15 protein-coding genes are annotated in these 16242 nt (G+C 60.9%); 6 read left to right on the top strand and 9 right to left on the bottom strand.

Features of this window, described 5'->3' with window-relative positions; genetic code table 11:
• Positions 1–43: 43 nt before the first annotated feature.
• The 5 genes from rng to mreB all read right to left on the bottom strand — a co-directional run bounded on the left by rng (position 44) and on the right by mreB (position 4989).
• The gene (gene rng, locus V5E99_RS18180) at positions 44–1501 is read right to left on the bottom strand and encodes a ribonuclease G (protein ID WP_123516354.1); all 1458 of its coding nucleotides are present in this window, start codon (positions 1499–1501) and stop codon (positions 44–46) included.
• Positions 1502–1558: 57 nt separating this feature from the next.
• The gene (locus V5E99_RS18175) at positions 1559–2161 is read right to left on the bottom strand and encodes a Maf family protein (RefSeq protein ID WP_499803675.1); all 603 of its coding nucleotides are present in this window, start codon (positions 2159–2161) and stop codon (positions 1559–1561) included.
• Between the two features lie 43 nt (positions 2162–2204).
• A complete protein-coding gene (gene mreD, locus V5E99_RS18170; protein ID WP_499803674.1) occupies positions 2205–2696 on the bottom strand; it encodes a rod shape-determining protein MreD in 492 nt (163 codons plus the stop codon).
• Positions 2696–3808 carry a rod shape-determining protein MreC gene (gene mreC, locus V5E99_RS18165; RefSeq protein ID WP_499803712.1) on the bottom strand — a complete coding sequence of 371 codons (1113 nt, stop codon included), beginning with the start codon at positions 3806–3808 and terminating at the stop codon, positions 2696–2698. The genes mreD and mreC overlap by 1 nt, the downstream gene beginning before the upstream one ends.
• Positions 3809–3951: 143 nt before the next feature.
• Complete coding sequence (gene mreB, locus V5E99_RS18160; RefSeq protein ID WP_002555108.1) at positions 3952–4989, bottom strand: rod shape-determining protein MreB; 1038 nt, start codon at positions 4987–4989, stop codon at positions 3952–3954.
• 211 nt (positions 4990–5200) lie between these two features.
• Here mreB and gatC point away from each other — a divergent pair, with 211 nt between their 5' ends.
• From gatC to V5E99_RS18130, 6 genes are all read left to right on the top strand, one after another.
• Positions 5201–5488, top strand: coding sequence for an Asp-tRNA(Asn)/Glu-tRNA(Gln) amidotransferase subunit GatC (gene gatC / locus V5E99_RS18155; protein WP_499803673.1), 288 nt, complete (start codon positions 5201–5203; stop codon positions 5486–5488).
• 16 nt (positions 5489–5504) lie between these two features.
• On the top strand, positions 5505–6956 hold the full coding sequence (gene gatA / locus V5E99_RS18150; RefSeq protein WP_499803672.1) for an Asp-tRNA(Asn)/Glu-tRNA(Gln) amidotransferase subunit GatA: 1452 nt from the start codon (positions 5505–5507) through the stop codon (positions 6954–6956).
• Positions 6957–6966: 10 nt separating this feature from the next.
• Entirely contained in the window at positions 6967–8412 is a 1446-nt protein-coding gene (gene gatB / locus V5E99_RS18145; RefSeq protein WP_499803671.1) for an Asp-tRNA(Asn)/Glu-tRNA(Gln) amidotransferase subunit GatB, read from the top strand.
• Between the two features lie 149 nt (positions 8413–8561).
• Positions 8562–8936 carry a septal ring lytic transglycosylase RlpA family protein gene (locus tag V5E99_RS18140; RefSeq protein ID WP_499803670.1) on the top strand — a complete coding sequence of 125 codons (375 nt, stop codon included), beginning with the start codon at positions 8562–8564 and terminating at the stop codon, positions 8934–8936.
• Entirely contained in the window at positions 8863–10044 is a 1182-nt protein-coding gene (locus V5E99_RS18135) for a calcium/sodium antiporter (protein ID WP_499803669.1), read from the top strand. Before V5E99_RS18140 ends, V5E99_RS18135 begins: the two co-directional genes overlap by 74 nt.
• Positions 10041–10421 carry a carboxymuconolactone decarboxylase family protein gene (locus V5E99_RS18130; protein ID WP_133838522.1) on the top strand — a complete coding sequence of 127 codons (381 nt, stop codon included), beginning with the start codon at positions 10041–10043 and terminating at the stop codon, positions 10419–10421. The genes V5E99_RS18135 and V5E99_RS18130 overlap by 4 nt, the downstream gene beginning before the upstream one ends.
• A gap of 70 nt (positions 10422–10491) precedes the next feature.
• On the opposite strand, the gene V5E99_RS18125 is transcribed toward V5E99_RS18130, so the two are convergent.
• From V5E99_RS18125 to V5E99_RS18110, 4 genes are all read right to left on the bottom strand, one after another.
• On the bottom strand, positions 10492–11433 hold the full coding sequence (locus V5E99_RS18125) for an AEC family transporter (RefSeq protein ID WP_499803668.1): 942 nt from the start codon (positions 11431–11433) through the stop codon (positions 10492–10494).
• 187 nt (positions 11434–11620) lie between these two features.
• Entirely contained in the window at positions 11621–13174 is a 1554-nt protein-coding gene (gene garD / locus V5E99_RS18120; RefSeq protein ID WP_499803667.1) for a galactarate dehydratase, read from the bottom strand.
• An 11-nt stretch (positions 13175–13185) separates the two neighbouring features.
• Positions 13186–14553, bottom strand: a complete 1368-nt coding sequence (locus V5E99_RS18115) for an MFS transporter (RefSeq protein WP_499803666.1) — start codon at positions 14551–14553, stop codon at positions 13186–13188.
• A 214-nt stretch (positions 14554–14767) separates the two neighbouring features.
• Positions 14768–16213 carry an aldehyde dehydrogenase family protein gene (locus tag V5E99_RS18110; RefSeq protein WP_499803665.1) on the bottom strand — a complete coding sequence of 482 codons (1446 nt, stop codon included), beginning with the start codon at positions 16211–16213 and terminating at the stop codon, positions 14768–14770.
• Between the last annotated feature and the right edge of the window lie 29 nt (positions 16214–16242).

Below are 16242 nucleotides of genomic sequence, written 5' to 3'. Positions count from 1 at the left end.
GACGCTGAGGCCAGCCGTTCTAATGGAGGTGAAACACAACGCTTCAGAGCAGCACCACGTCGTATTGTTCCTGGGAATACATGGTTTCGACCTGGAAGCGAATGGTGCGACCGATAAACCCTTCCAGTTCAGCGACGTTGCCCGATTCTTCATCGAGCAAGCGGTCGACCACTTTCTGGTTCGCCAATACACGATAGCCTTCGGCCTGATAGGCGCGGGCTTCGCGCAGGATTTCGCGGAAAATTTCGTAGCAAACCGTTTCCGGGGTCTTCAACTTGCCGCGTCCCTGGCAACTGCTGCACGGTTCGCACAGCACTTGTTCGAGACTTTCGCGGGTGCGCTTGCGGGTCATCTGCACCAGGCCCAACTCGGTGATGCCGATGATGTTGGTCTTGGCGTGATCGCGCTCCAGTTGCTTCTCAAGGGTACGCAGCACCTGGCGCTGGTGCTCTTCGTCTTCCATGTCGATGAAGTCGATGATGATGATCCCGCCCAGGTTGCGCAGGCGCAGCTGACGAGCAATGGCGGTGGCGGCTTCGAGGTTGGTCTTGAAAATGGTTTCTTCAAGGTTGCGATGGCCGACGAACGCCCCGGTGTTGACGTCGATGGTGCTCATGGCTTCCGCCGGGTCCACCACCAGATAACCGCCGGACTTGAGCGGCACCTTGCGTTCCAGGGCTTTCTGGATTTCATCTTCGACGCCGTACAAGTCGAAAATCGGCCGCTCGCCGGGGTAATGCTCAAGGCGATCAGCGATTTCCGGCATCAATTCGGCGACGAACTGTGTGGTTTTCTGGAAGGTTTCCCGGGAGTCGATGCGAATCTTCTCGATCTTCGGGCTCACCAGGTCGCGTAAGGTTCGCAGCGCCAGGCCGAGGTCTTCGTAGATCACGCTCGGGGCGCCGATGGTTTTGATCTGGGCGTTGATCTGGTCCCACAGACGACGCAGGTAGCGGATGTCCATGAGGATTTCATCGGCCCCGGCACCTTCGGCGGCGGTGCGCAGAATGAAGCCGCCAGCCTCCTTGATGCCTTCTTTGGCCACGCAATCGGTGACCACTTGCTTGAGGCGTTCGCGCTCGGCTTCGTCTTCGATTTTCAGGGAAATGCCGACGTGGGCGGTGCGCGGCATGTACACCAGATAGCGCGACGGAATCGACAGCTGCGTGGTCAGGCGCGCGCCTTTGGAGCCGATCGGGTCCTTGGTGACTTGCACAACAAGGCTCTGGCCTTCGTGCACCAGGCTGCTGATGCTTTCCACCGCAGGACCTTCGCGCAGGGAAATTTCCGAAGCATGGATGAACGCGGCGCGGTCCAGGCCGATGTCGACGAACGCCGCCTGCATGCCCGGCAACACCCGCACGACCTTGCCTTTATAGATGTTGCCGACGATCCCGCGCTTTTGCGTGCGTTCGACATGAACCTCTTGCAGAACACCGTTTTCGACCACCGCCACGCGCGATTCCATCGGCGTGATGTTGATCAGAATCTCTTCACTCATGGCAGGGTCTCGTTCAGGCATGTTCACGATAATGGCCGCATCTTGTCAGTACGACGCTTAGCGCGCGTTAAGGGTTTGCCAACAGGGTATGCCGAAACGGCCGAGTAGTTCTGCGGTTTCGCACAGCGGCAGTCCGACCACCGCTGAATAGCTGCCATCGAGCCCGGCGACAAACACCGCGCCCAGTCCCTGAATACCGTAGCCGCCGGCCTTGTCCTTTGGTTCGCCGCTGGCCCAATAGGCTGCTGCTTCCTCGCGACCGATGTTGCGGAAACGTACAAGGCTGCGCACCACCCGGGATTCGCAACGCTCGCCGTCAAGCACGGCAATTGCCGTCAGGACTTCGTGTTCCTGCCCCGACAACATCATAAGCATGGCGCACGCATCGGCTTCGTCCACTGGCTTGCCGAGAATTTTCCCATCCAGCACCACGGCGGTATCCGCGCCCAATACGCAAAATGCTGTATCGCACACGACCACGCCGCGCCCGGCCTCGGCCTTGCCGCGCGCCAGACGCTCGACATAGGCCGAAGGGGTTTCGTTGTTCAGAGGGATTTCATCGATGTCCGCACTGACAGCGGAAAACGGCACGCCGATCTGCGTGAGCAATTCACGCCGACGTGGCGAGCCTGAAGCGAGGTAAAGCAATTTCTGTTTCATCAAGACATCTCCCTGTCGAGGTGCGGGCACATGCCTGACCGAATTAATTGATCTTGTAACGTCGACGCAGACCACGCAAACCGAAGCTGATCCAAGGCCAGAGCAGTGCGCTCACCAGCGCCGGCAGTACTAGCGCCAGGGTGGGTTGACGGTTGCCGGTCAGGGCGCTGAGCCACAGCTGAACCAGTTGGGCCAGGCCGAAGATCACCAGGAGCACCAGGCACTGCTGCCACATCGGGAACATCCGCAGGCGTTGTTGCAGTGACAGCACCAGGAAAGTGATGAGCGTCAGGATCAACGCGTTCTGGCCCAGCAATGTGCCGTAGAGCACGTCTTCAGCCAGCCCCAGGCAAAACGCGGTGACCATGCCGACTGTTTGCGGCAAGGCCAGCACCCAGAACGCCAGCAGCAAGGCCAGCCACAGGGGACGCAGGATTTCCATGAATTGCGGCAACGGAGAGACGCTGAGCAACAGACCGATGGCAAAGGTCAGCCAGACGATCCAGCCGTTTCGGGATGCAGTCGCACCGGCCATTATTCTCTTCCCCCAGTGGTGGCCGGTGCAGAGACAGGCGGTTTGGCAGCCGGTTTGGCGGCCGTCGGTTTGGCGGCAGGCTTGGCCGGATGGGTGCTGGCCGCAGGTTTGGCCGGTGTCGCGGCAGCGGGTGTCGTGGCCGCTGGCGCGGTGGCCGGCGTAGCAGCCGCCGGAGCCGGCACGACCGCTGGAACCGGTTTCGGCACGGTGGCCGGAATGATCGGGCCGCCGCCGTGCTGGTCCAGGGCTTCCTGGGCCTGGGCGGCGTCGTTGGCGCGTTCTTCGGCGGTGCGGCCATCGCTGAACACCAGCAGCAGATAACGGCTGCGGTTAAGGGCGGCGGTCGGCACGGCGCGGACAATCGCGAACGGCTGGCCAGAATCGTGGATCACTTCCTTGACCGTCGCCACCGGGTAACCCGCCGGGAACCGCTGACCGAGGCCGGAGCTAACCAGCAGGTCGCCTTCCTTGATGTCGGCGGTGTCGGCCACATGGCGCAATTCCAGGCGTTCCGGGTTACCGGTGCCGCTGGCAATCGCCCGCAGACCGTTGCGATTCACCTGCACCGGAATGCTGTGGGTCGTATCGGTCAGCAGCAGGACGCGGGAGGTGTACGGCATCAACTCGACCACCTGCCCCATCAAGCCACGGGCATCGAGCACCGGCTGACCGAGGACCACACCATCGCGCTCACCTTTATTGATGATGATGCGATGGGTGAAGGGGTTGGGGTCCATGCCGATCAACTCGGCCACTTCGACCTTCTCGTTGACCAGCACGGAGGAATTGAGCAACTCGCGCAGCCGAACGTTCTGCTCGGTGAGGGCGGCAAGCTTCTGCATGCGGCCCTGCAACAGCAGGTTTTCGGTCTTGAGTTTTTCGTTCTCGGCAACCAGCTCGGTACGGCTGCCAAATTGGCTGGCCACACCTTGCCATAGCCGCTGCGGCAGGTCGGTGATCCAGTAAGACTGCATCAGCACCAGCGACATCTGACTACGCACTGGCTTGAGCAGTGTGAAGCGGGCATCGACCACCATCAGCGCGACCGATAGCACGACCAGCACCAACAAGCGCACGCCCAGTGAGGGGCCTTTGGCGAAAAGCGGTTTAATAAGCCGCTCCTCCCAGGCAAATGTTCTCTTTATTCATACGGCATCAAACCGGCCTGGATGCAGACTGACAGAAGATAAACGCCAACAGGCAGCACTGCAAAGTGCTGCCTGCGCGCTCAACAGCATAGATGCATCGGGCGAGATCACTCGCTCGACAGCAGATCCATGGTGTGTTTATCCATCATTTCCAATGCACGGCCACCGCCGCGAGCCACACAGGTCAGCGGATCTTCGGCAACGATCACCGGCAGACCGGTTTCCTGGGCCAGCAACTTGTCGAGATCGCGCAGCAAGGCGCCACCACCGGTCAGCACCAGGCCACGCTCGGCGATATCGGAAGCCAGTTCCGGCGGCGATTGCTCCAGGGCGCTTTTCACAGCCTGAACGATGGTGGCCAGGGACTCTTGCAGAGCTTCCAGCACTTCATTGGAGTTCAGGGTGAATGCGCGTGGAACGCCTTCCGCCAGGTTACGGCCACGTACGTCGACTTCACGCACTTCGCCGCCTGGGTAGGCCGTACCGATTTCCTGCTTGATGCGCTCGGCGGTGGATTCGCCGATCAGGCTGCCGTAGTTGCGACGCACGTAGGTGATGATCGCTTCGTCGAAGCGGTCGCCGCCAACCCGTACGGATTCGGCGTAAACCACACCGTTCAGGGAGATCAGGGCGATTTCAGTGGTACCGCCACCGATATCGACCACCATCGAGCCGCGTGCTTCTTCAACCGGCAGGCCGGCACCGATCGCAGCAGCCATTGGCTCTTCGATCAGGAACACTTCACGAGCACCGGCACCAAGGGCCGATTCACGGATGGCACGACGCTCCACCTGGGTGGATTTGCACGGAACGCAGATCAGCACGCGAGGGCTTGGCTGCAGAAAGCTGTTTTCGTGAACCTTGTTGATAAAGTACTGCAGCATTTTTTCGCAAACGCTGAAGTCGGCGATCACGCCGTCTTTCATCGGACGAATGGCAGCGATGTTGCCCGGCGTACGGCCAAGCATGCGCTTCGCTTCGGTGCCGACAGCAACGACACTTTTCTGGTTACCGTGTGTCCGAATAGCCACAACGGAGGGCTCATTCAGGACGATTCCGCGCTCGCGCACGTAAATAAGGGTGTTGGCAGTGCCCAGGTCAATGGAAAGATCGCTGGAAAACATGCCACGCAGTTTCTTGAACATGGGAAAGGGACCCTAGGCAACGCGTGGGTAAAAAAGTGCGGCAAACTCTAACAACGACAGGGATTTTGGGCAAGGCGCCAATATGTTAAATTGGCCGCTTTTCTGTGCACCAACCCCCACAATCGCGGCCATATGACCGTAGAAATGCGGTAGTGTTCCGACAATCTAACACACGGACGCCGTCCGTTCTGTTTTCCACTGGAGAATCGCAATGGCGCTTGAACGCTCCGACGTGGAAAAAATCGCACATTTGGCCTGCCTTGGCCTTAATGATGCCGATATTCCACACATCACTTCGGCCCTGAACAGCATTCTCGGCCTGGTCGACGAAATGCAAGCGGTCAATACCGATGGTATCGAGCCGCTGGCCCACCCACTGGAAGCCAGCCAGCGCCTGCGTGCAGACGTTGTGACCGAGACCAATCATCGCGAGGCCTATCAGTCCATCGCACCAGCGGTCGAAAACGGCCTGTACCTGGTTCCGAAAGTCATCGACTAAAGGGAAAGAGCCTGCAATGCATCAAATGACTCTGGCCGAGATCGCCCGCGGTCTCGCCGATAAAAAGTTTTCTTCCGAAGAGCTGACCAAAGTCCTGCTGGCGCGTATTACCCAGCTCGATCCACAGCTCAACAGTTTCATCAGCCTCACCGAAGACCTGGCGCTCCAGCAGGCGAAAGCCGCTGACGCACGCCGGGCCAATGGTGAGAGCGGCGCCCTGCTTGGCGCGCCGATCGCCCACAAAGACCTGTTCTGCACCCAGGGTATCCGCACCAGTTGCGGCTCGAAGATGCTCGACAACTTTAAAGCACCGTACGACGCCACCGTGGTTGCCAAGCTCGCCGCTGCCGGCGCTGTGACGCTGGGCAAGACCAACATGGACGAATTCGCCATGGGTTCGGCCAACGAGTCGAGCTACTACGGCGCGGTGAAAAACCCGTGGAACCTGGAACACGTGCCAGGTGGTTCGTCCGGTGGTTCGGCGGCGGCAGTTGCCGCTCGTCTGTTGCCAGCCGCGACCGCCACCGACACCGGCGGCTCGATCCGCCAACCGGCGGCATTCACCAACCTCACCGGCCTGAAACCGACCTACGGTCGTGTGTCGCGCTGGGGCATGATCGCTTACGCCTCCAGCCTCGATCAGGGCGGCCCGTTGGCGCGCACGGCCGAAGACTGCGCGATTCTGCTGCAAGGCATGGCCGGCTTCGACACCAATGACTCCACCAGCATCGACGAACCGGTGCCGGATTACAGCGCCAGCCTCAATACCTCGCTTAAAGGCCTGCGCATCGGCGTGCCGAAGGAATACTTCAGCGCCGGTCTCGACCCGCGCATCGCCGAGCTGATCCACAACAGCATCAAAGAGCTGGAAAAGCTCGGTGCCGTGATCAAGGAAATCAGCCTGCCGAACATGCAGCACGCAATTCCTGCGTACTACGTGATCGCGCCGGCCGAAGCCTCTTCCAACCTGTCGCGTTTCGACGGCGTGCGCTTCGGCCATCGCTGCGAAAACCCGGTCAACCTGATCGATCTGTACAAGCGCTCCCGTGGCGAAGGTTTCGGCCCGGAAGTGCAGCGCCGGATCATGGTCGGTGCCTACGCGCTATCGGCCGGCTACTACGACGCCTACTACCTGAAGGCGCAGAAGATCCGTCGCCTGGTGAAGAACGACTTCATGGCCGCTTTCACCGAGGTCGACATCATCCTCGGCCCGACCACGCCGAACCCGGCCTGGAAGATTGGCGCCAACAAGAACGACCCGATCGCCGAGTACCTGGAAGACATCTACACCATCACCGCCAACCTTGCGGGCTTGCCTGGCTTGTCCATGCCGGCCGGTTTTGTCGACGGTCTGCCGGTCGGCGTGCAATTGCTCGCTCCGTATTTCCAGGAAGGTCGCCTGTTGAACGTTGCCCACCAGTATCAGTTGAACACTGACTGGCACACCCGCACCCCAACCGGCTTCTGAGGAGAAACACATGCAATGGGAAGTCGTGATCGGGCTGGAGATTCATACCCAGCTCACCACCCGGTCGAAAATCTTTTCCGGTAGTTCCACCACATTCGGCTCCGAGCCGAACACCCAGGCCAGCCTGATCGATCTGGGCATGCCCGGCGTATTGCCGGTGCTGAACCAGGAAGCGGTGCGCATGGCGGTGATGTTCGGCCTGGCCATCGATGCCGAGATCGGCCAGCACAACGTGTTCGCCCGCAAAAACTATTTCTACCCGGACCTGCCCAAGGGCTACCAGATCAGCCAGATGGAATTGCCGATCGTCGGCAAGGGCCACCTGGACATCGCCATGGACGACGGCACGATCAAACGTGTCGGCGTGACCCGTGCGCACCTGGAAGAAGACGCCGGTAAAAGCCTGCACGAAGAGTTCAACGGCGCCACCGGCATCGACCTGAACCGTGCCGGCACGCCGCTGCTGGAAATCGTCTCCGAGCCGGACATGCGCAGCGCCAAGGAAGCCGTGGCCTACGTCAAGACCGTCCACGCGCTGGTGCGTTACCTGGGCATCTGCGACGGCAACATGGCCGAAGGCTCGCTGCGTTGCGACTGCAACGTGTCGATCCGTCCGAAGGGCCAGGTTGAGTTCGGTACGCGCTGCGAGATCAAGAACGTCAACTCGTTCCGTTTCATCGAGAAGGCGATCAACAGCGAAGTGCGTCGTCAGATCGAGCTGATCGAAGACGGCGGCAAGGTGATCCAGCAGACGCGCCTGTACGATCCGAACAAGGACGAAACCCGTCCGATGCGCAGCAAAGAGGAAGCCAACGACTACCGTTACTTCCCCGATCCGGACCTGCTGCCGGTGGTCATCGAAGATTCGTTCCTCGACGACGTGCGCGCCACCCTGCCGGAACTGCCACCGCAGAAACGCGAGCGCTTCCAGGAACAATTCGGTCTGTCGGTGTATGACGCCAGCGTCCTGGCCACCAGCCGCGAGCAAGCCGATTACTTCGAGAAAGTCGCGAGCATCGGCGGCGACGCCAAACTGGCGGCCAACTGGGTCATGGTGGAACTGGGCAGCCTGCTGAACAAACAGGGCCTGGACATCGACCAGTCGCCGGTCTCGGCCGAGCAACTGGGCGGCATGCTGCTGCGCATCACCGACAACACCATCTCCGGCAAAATCGCCAAGGTTGTGTTTGAAGCGATGGCCAACGGCGAAGGCAGCGCGGACGAGATCATCGACAAGCGCGGTTTGAAGCAAGTGACCGACAGCGGCGCGATCTCGGCGGTGCTGGACGAGATGCTCGCGGCCAATGCCGAACAGGTTGAACAGTACCGCGCGGCAGACGAAGCCAAACGCGGCAAGATGTTCGGCTTCTTCGTCGGCCAGGCCATGAAAGCCTCCAAAGGCAAGGCCAACCCGCAACAGGTCAACGAACTGCTGAAAAGCAAGCTCGAAGGCTGATTGCGATGGAGCCAGATCTCAAGCCTGGCTCCATCCCCTGTGGGAGCGGGCTTGCTCGCGAAAGCGTCGTATCAGTCGATATGGCTGTCTACTGGCAGAGCGCTTTCGCGAGCAAGCCCGCTCCCACAATTGTTTTGTGGAAACCCTTTATGAAGCGTCTACTCGGCGCCTGCGCCCTGCTCTCCCTGTTGGCCGGTTGCGCCAGCAACGACATCATCGACCCACACGGTTACGACCAGACCGGCATGGCCTCCTATTACGGTGCCAAGCACCACGGCAAACGGACCGCCAGTGGCGAGCCGTTCAACCAGAATGCCCTGACCGCCGCCCATCGCCAGTTGCCCTTCGGCACGCGGGTGAAGGTAACCAATTTGAACAACGATAAATCCTGCGTGGTGCGCATCAACGATCGCGGCCCGCACACCCGTGGGCGTCTGATCGACCTGTCCCGTGAAGCCGCCTCGCGGCTGGGCATGGTCAGCAGCGGCACCGCGCGGGTTCGCCTGCAAGCCCTCGACGATTGATGGAGCGCCGACCATTTACGGCCTAGAAGACATCCCCCTGCTCAGCCTGATTGAGCTGATCAGCGGCCTGGTTCTACTGATCGCCGGCGCCGAGCTGATGGTCCGCGCCGCCGTGCGCCTGGCCGCGCGCCTGCATGTGCGACCGCTGATCATCGGCCTGACCATCGTCGCCCTCGGCAGCAGCGCCCCGCAAATGGCCGTCAGCCTGCAAGCCATGCTCGCCGAAAACGCCGACATCGCCGTCGGCAGCGTAATCGGCAGCAGCATCTTCAATATCCTCGTCACCCTCGGTTTGTCGGCGCTGATCATTCCGTTGCGGGTGTCGCGGCAACTGGTGCGGCTGGACATTCCGCTGATGATCGGCGCCAGCCTGTTGGTCTGTGTGCTGGCCTGGAACGAAGAACTGACACGCACCGACGGCGTCATCCTGCTCGCCGCGCTGGTGTTGTACCTGGGCCTGTTGCTGCGTCAGTCGCGGCACTCGGCGCGCCCGCCATCAAGCGATGAATCAACGCCGCAAGCGCCGTGGGTCAGCAGTTTGTTGATGATCGTCGCCGGGCTGGCGATGTTGATTTACGCCGGGCATTTGTTACTGGGCGCAGCGGTATCCGTTGCCAGCGACCTGGGGCTGTCGGAGCGGATCATCGGCCTGACCATCGTCGCCATCAGCACTTCCCTGCCGGAACTGGCCACCTCGCTGATCGCCGCCCTGCGCGGGCAACGGGACATCGCGGTGGGCAACGTGATCGGCAGTAACTTGTTCAACCTGTTGGGCGTGCTCGGCTTCACCGCGCTGGTGGCACCGTCGCCGCTGTCGGTTTCGCCTAACGCCCTGGATTTCGATTTGCCGGTGATGCTCGGCGTCGCCGCGTTGTGCCTGCCGGTGTTCTATTCCGGTTATCGGGTGACGCGGGCCGAAGGCCTGCTGTTTCTCGGCTTGTACCTGGCGTATGGGCTGCATGTGGTGTCGTTCACCACCGGCATGCCCCTGGCGGGCAAACTTGAACACCTGATGCTGTTTTTTGTCCTGCCGGCGCTGTTGGCGTTCTTGCTGTTTACGTCGCTGCGCGCCTGGCGTCGCCAACACCACAAGAGGGATGTGCCATGACCGACCACAAGAAGCCTGGCGTTGAAGTTCGCCGCCAAGTGATGGGCGATGCTTTCGTCGACCGCGCACTGGGCAATGCCACCGAGTTCAGCCAGCCGCTACAGGATTTCGTCAACGAACACGCCTGGGGCAGCGTCTGGAACCGTGAGGGCCTGCCGCTGAAAACCCGCAGCCTGATCACCCTCGCCGCGCTGACCGCACTGAAGTGCCCGCAAGAGCTGAAAGGTCACGTGCGCGGTGCGCTGAACAACGGTTGCACCGTGGAAGAGATTCGTGAGGCGCTGCTGCATTGCGCGGTGTATGCCGGTGTGCCGGCGGCGATTGACGCGTTTCGGGCGGCACAGGAAGTGATCGACAGCTACCAGAAGCCTGAATAACTTCGGCGCCTCGAAAAGATCGCAGCCTGCGTAGGAGCTGCCGAAGGCTGCGATCTTTTGATCTTTGCCCTTAAATCCACCCACCCCACTGCAACAAAAAGATCCCGATATTGGTGGTCACCGCCGCCATCAACGTGGTGATCACAATGATCGCGGCCGCCAGTTCATGGTTGCCATTGGCCTGCCGCGCCATGACAAAACTCGCCGCTGCCGTCGGGCTGCCGAAGTACAAAAACAGAATCCCCAACTCCGCCCCGCGAAAGCCCCAGAGCCACGCCCCGAGGGTCGCCAGCACCGGCAGGCCGATCATCTTCACCAGGCTTGAACTCAGCGCCATGTTGCCGCTTTTGCGCAATGCCGCCAGCGACAACGTGCCGCCAATGCAGATCAACGCCAGGGGCAAGGTGGTTTGCGCCAGGTACTGGCCGGACGTCTCCAGCCACCCCGGCAGACTGAGCTTGAAATAGGCAAACGGCGCCGCCGCGATCACGCTGATGATCAACGGATTACTGAAAACGCTTTTGCAGATACTCCACGGATCGGACTTGATCACCGGGCTGTACACCGCCAGCACAATGGTCGAGAGCGTGTTGTAAAACAGGATCACCAGCGCCGCGAGAATCGCACCGAGGGAAATTCCGTAGTCACCGTACATACTCGCCGCCAGCGCGAGGCCGATGACACCGTTGTTCCCGCGAAACGCGCCTTGGGTGTAAATGCCCCGGTCTTCGCGCGGGCACTTCCAGATCGCCCAGCCCCAGGCGATGGCGAAACTCGCCAGGGTCGCGACGGCAAAGTAGATCAGCAGCGCCGGTTGCAACGCCGCGTGCAGGTCGGCATGCAGGATGCCCAGAAACAGCAACGCCGGCATGGTGACGTTGAACACCAGGGCCGACGCGGTGTGGATGAAGTTGTCATTGATCCAGTCGATGCGCTTGAGCAGCACACCCAGAAACAGCATGGCAAACACCGGCGCAGTGATGTTCAGGGTTTCGAGGAAGATAGCCAGCATGCCGGGGGGTCACCTTGGGTGGGCGTCGTTAGGGGGCGAATGATAAGCCAGCAGGTCCCTCGGCGTCTGTTAGGCCGCCTTCGCGAGCAAGCCCGCTCCCACATAGAATCTCCAGTGGACACAAAATTTGCGTACGACTCGATCCAATGTGGGAGCGGGCTTGCCCGCGAAGAACGATAACGCGGTCTTACGTGATCGGCGCCGGGTTGAACAGGGTGATGTCGTTATGCAGCTTATGCTGCTCGGCCCAGGTCTGCTTCTTGCCGCTGGCGACGTCCAGGTAGTAGTGGAACAACTCCCAACCCAAGTCCTCAATCGAAGCCCGCCCGGTGGCGATCCGCCCAGCATCGATATCGATCAAATCCGGCCAGCGCTGCGCCAGTTCAGTCCGGGTCGAGACCTTCACCACCGGCGCCATCGCCAGACCATACGGCGTACCGCGCCCGGTGGTGAACACATGCAGGTTCATCCCCGCCGCCAGTTGCAACGTCCCGCAGACAAAATCACTGGCAGGGGTCGCGCAGAAGATCAGCCCTTTGCGCTTGAAACGCTCGCCAGGGCCGAGCACGCCGTTGATCGCGCTGCTGCCGGATTTGACGATGGAGCCCAGGGACTTCTCGACAATGTTCGACAATCCGCCCTTCTTGTTCCCCGGCGTGGTGTTGGCGCTGCGATCTGCTTCGCCCTTGGCCAGGTATCGGTCGTACCAGTCCATTTCCCGCACCAGTTCCTCGGCGACTTCCTTGGTTTCGGCCCGGGACGTCAGCAGGTAAATCGCATCGCGCACTTCGGTGACTTCGGAAAACATCACCGTCGCGCCGGCCCGCAGCAACAAGTCCGAGGCATAACCCAACGCCGGGTTGGCGGTGATGCCGGAAAACGCATCGCTGCCGCCGCACTGCATGCCCAGGATCAGTTCGGACGCCGGCACGGTTTCCCGGCGACGTTGATCGAGCTTCTTCAAACGGGTTTCGGCCAGCGCCATGATCTGCTCGATCATCTCGGTGAAACCGTGACTCGAATCCTGCAAGCGATACAGCCACGGCTCGCTCAAATCCACCGAGCTGTCGTTGTCGTGCATCACCTGCCCGGCTTGCAACTTCTCGCAACCGAGGCTGATCACCAGCGCTTCGCCGCCCAGGTTCGGGTTGCGCGCCAGGTTGCGCACGGTACGAATCGGGATGTAGGCGTCGGTGGCGGTAATCGCCACGCCACAGCCGTAACTGTGAGTCAGCGCCACCACGTCATCGACGTTCAGATACAGCGGCAGCAACTCGTCCTTGATGCGTTTGACCGCATGGTCGAGCACGCCGGTGACGCACTGTACCGTCGTGGTAATCCCCAGAATATTGCGCGTGCCAACGGTGCCGTCGACATTGCGATAACCCTCGAAGGTAAAGCCTTCCAGCGGTGCCTGCGCCGCCGGCACCTCGGTGGACAGCGGCAGGCTGTCCAGCGGTGGCGCGGTGGGCATGCGCAGTTGATCTTCCTTGACCCAACTGCCGCGCGGGATCGGCTGCAAGGCGTAGCCGATGGTCTGGCCGTAGCGAATCACCTGGCCGCCCTCGGGAATGTCCTCAAGGGTGACCTTGTGGCTCTGCGGCACGAAATCCACCGTCACCAGGCCATCGGGAAACTCGGTGCCGGCCGGCACGCCCTGGTCGTTGACCACGATCACGACATTGTCCCGCTCGTGCAGGCGGATGTAGCGCGGCGAGTCGGAATGTTCAATCAACTGCATGACGCCGCTCCTCAGGAATGCGCTTGAGATAACTTGTTATGGGTTTCAGGACCGCCAAGTGGTGGCTCTTTGAGCACCACACGTTTGATCGGGCCAACGATCACCAGGTAGCTGAACACCGCGACCAGTGCGTTGCAACCGACAAACACCAGCGCCCATTTGAACGACCCGGTGGCGCTGATGATGTAGCCAATCACAATCGGCGTGGTGATGGAGGCGATGTTGCCGAACATGTTGAACAGGCCGCCACTCAAACCGGCGATCTGTTTTGGCGAGGTGTCGGACACCACCGCCCAACCGAGTGCGCCAACGCCTTTACCGAAGAACGCCAGGGCCATGAAGCCGACCACCATCCATTCGATGTCCACGTAGTTGCACGCGACGATGCTGCTCGACACCAGCAAACCGGCAATGATCGGCGCTTTGCGGGCGAAGGTCAGGGAGTGGCCCTTGCGCAGCAGGTAGTCGGAAATCACCCCGCCGAGCACGCCGCCGATAAAGCCGCAGATTGCCGGCAGCGAGGCAATGAAACCGGCCTTGAGGATGGTCATGCCGCGTTCTTGCACCAGGTACACCGGGAACCAGGTCAGGAAGAAGTAGGTGATGCCGTTGATGCAGTATTGACCGAGGTACACGCCGAGCATCATGCGGTTGGTCAGCAACTGGCGGATGTAATCCCACTTCGGCCCATCGACTTTTTTACCTTTGCCCTTGTCCTGGTCCATATCGACCATGCCGCCGTTGTCGGCGATGTGCTTGAACTCGGCCTCGTTGATCATCGGATGCTGGCGCGGGCTGTGGATAACTTTCAGCCAGATCGCCGAGAACACGATGCCGATGCCACCCATCACGATGAAGACGTGCTGCCAGCCGAAGGTGTAGACGATCCAGCCCATCAGCGGTGCGAACAGTACGGTGGCGAAGTATTGCGCCGAGTTGAAAATCGCCGAAGCGGTGCCGCGTTCAGCGGTCGGGAACCAGGCCGCGACAATGCGTGCGTTACCGGGAAAGGATGGCGCTTCGGCCAAGCCCACCAGGAAGCGCAGCATGAACAGCGCAACGATGGCCGTGGACATGCCGAACTCACCGACCCAGCCCTGCAGCACGGTGAACAGCGACCAGGTGAAGATGCTCAATGCGTAAACTTTTTTCGAGCCGAAACGGTCCAGTAGCCAGCCACCGGGAATTTGCCCGGCCACGTAGGCCCAACCGAATGCGGAGAAGATGTAACCGAGGGTGACCGCGTCGATGCCGAGGTCTTTTTGCAGGCTGGAGCCGGCGATAGCGATGGTTGCGCGGTCGGCGTAGTTGATCGTGGTCACCAGAAACAGCATGAGCAGGATCAAATAGCGGACGTGAGTCGGCTTGGTCGATTGCATGTAGATGTACTCCCACTGATTATTTTTATGCGCGGGTGAATCTGTGTGTTCCGTGTATTCCCCGTAGGAGCTGTCGAGTGAAACGAGGCTGCGATCTTTTGATCTTGATCTCGGTGCCCTTGGAGGCGCTAAAGATCAAAAGATCGCAGCCTCGTTTCACTCGGCAGCTCCTACAGGTTTGCGGTGTTGGCGCCACCGAGGTGGCGCCGATGTATCAGGAACCGATGTAGGAGGTCTTCACCACGGTGTAGAACTCTTGTGCATAACGGCCTTGCTCACGTGAGCCATAGGATGAACCTTTACGCCCACCGAACGGAACGTGGTAATCCACGCCGGCGGTCGGCAGGTTGACCATCACCATCCCGGCCTGGGAGTGGCGCTTGAAGTGGTTGGCGTACTTCAGCGAGGTGGTGGCGATGCCCGCCGACAGACCGAATTCGGTGTCGTTGGCCATGGCCAGTGCCGCTTCGTAATCCGCCACGCGAACCACGTTGGCCACCGGGCCGAAGATCTCTTCACGGCTGATGCGCATCGCGGCTTCGCTGTCGGCAAACAGCGTGGGCGCGAGGTAGTAGCCTTCGGTGTCGCAGGTCACCAAGCCACCGCCACTGACCAGACGTGCACCTTCGGACTGGCCGATGTCGATGTACTTCAAGTCTTGTTCCAGTTGAGCTTGCGAGACGACCGGACCGATATCAGTGCCGGCTTTCAAGGCGTGGCCGACCTTGATCGACTTCATGCGCTCGGCCACGGCTTCAACGAACTTGTCGTGAATCCCGGCGGTGACGATGAAGCGGCTGGAAGCGGTGCAACGCTGGCCGGTGGAGTAGAACGCGCTCTGGACCGACAGCTCGACCGCTTGCTTGAGGTCGGCGTCGTCGAGAATGATCTGCGGGTTCTTGCCGCCCATTTCCAACTGGACCTTGGCCTGGCGCGACACGCAGTTGACCGCGATCTGCCGCCCGACACCGACGGAGCCGGTGAAGCTGATGCCGTCGACTTTCGGGCTATTGACCATCGCATCGCCAATCACGCGACCGCTGCCCATCACCAGGTTGAACACGCCGGCCGGGAAGCCTGCGCGGGAGATGATTTCGGCCAACGCCCAGGCGCAACCCGGCACCAGTTCCGCGGGTTTGAGCACCACGCAGTTGCCGTAGGCCAGGGCCGGGGCGATTTTCCACGCGGGGATGGCAATCGGGAAGTTCCACGGAGTGATCAGGCCAACCACGCCCAACGCTTCGCGGGTGACTTCAACGTTAACGCCCGGACGCACCGAGGGCAGGTAGTCGCCGGACAGGCGCAGGCATTCTCCGGCGAAGAATTTGAAGATGTTGCCGGCGCGGGTCACTTCGCCGATGGCTTCGGGCAGGGTCTTGCCCTCTTCCCGGGCCAGCAAGGTGCCGAGTTCTTCGCGACGGGCAAGGATTTCGGTGCCGATTTTATCCAGCGAATCGTGGCGCGCCTGGATGCCCGAAGTGGACCACGCCGGGAACGCGGCGCGAGCGGCGTCGATGGCGGCGTGGACTTGGGCCACGTCGGCCTTGGCGTAGTCGCCGATCTTGTCGCTGAGCTCGGACGGGTTGATGTTGACGGAGTAATCAGCGCCCGCCACCCATTCGCCGTTGATGTAGTTATCAAAACGCTTTGCATCTGCCACGAGATGTTCTCCTCACACAAAAGGCCGCT

The organism is Janthinobacterium sp. LPB2021202312-11-4 (assembly GCF_037049705.1).
Taxonomy (GTDB): Bacteria; Pseudomonadota; Gammaproteobacteria; order Pseudomonadales; family Pseudomonadaceae; genus Aquipseudomonas.
This window is presented reverse-complemented; position numbering and strand designations above follow the sequence as displayed.

Excerpts from the sequence above, each read along its gene's own strand:
- V5E99_RS18175 (WP_499803675.1), bottom strand. The coding sequence starts at position 2,161 with ATGAAACAGAAATTGCTTTACCTCGCTTCAGGCTCGCCACGTCGGCGT.
- garD (WP_499803667.1), bottom strand. The coding sequence starts at position 13,174 with ATGCAGTTGATTGAACATTCCGACTCGCCGCGCTACATCCGCCTGCAC.
- V5E99_RS18125 (WP_499803668.1), bottom strand. The coding sequence starts at position 11,433 with ATGCTGGCTATCTTCCTCGAAACCCTGAACATCACTGCGCCGGTGTTT.
- mreB (WP_002555108.1), bottom strand. The coding sequence starts at position 4,989 with ATGTTCAAGAAACTGCGTGGCATGTTTTCCAGCGATCTTTCCATTGAC.
- gatC (WP_499803673.1), top strand. The coding sequence starts at position 5,201 with ATGGCGCTTGAACGCTCCGACGTGGAAAAAATCGCACATTTGGCCTGC.
- mreD (WP_499803674.1), bottom strand. The coding sequence starts at position 2,696 with ATGGCCGGTGCGACTGCATCCCGAAACGGCTGGATCGTCTGGCTGACC.
- rng (WP_123516354.1), bottom strand. The coding sequence starts at position 1,501 with ATGAGTGAAGAGATTCTGATCAACATCACGCCGATGGAATCGCGCGTG.
- gatB (WP_499803671.1), top strand. The coding sequence starts at position 6,967 with ATGCAATGGGAAGTCGTGATCGGGCTGGAGATTCATACCCAGCTCACC.
- V5E99_RS18140 (WP_499803670.1), top strand. The coding sequence starts at position 8,562 with ATGAAGCGTCTACTCGGCGCCTGCGCCCTGCTCTCCCTGTTGGCCGGT.
- V5E99_RS18130 (WP_133838522.1), top strand. The coding sequence starts at position 10,041 with ATGACCGACCACAAGAAGCCTGGCGTTGAAGTTCGCCGCCAAGTGATG.
- V5E99_RS18115 (WP_499803666.1), bottom strand. The coding sequence starts at position 14,553 with ATGCAATCGACCAAGCCGACTCACGTCCGCTATTTGATCCTGCTCATG.
- gatA (WP_499803672.1), top strand. The coding sequence starts at position 5,505 with ATGCATCAAATGACTCTGGCCGAGATCGCCCGCGGTCTCGCCGATAAA.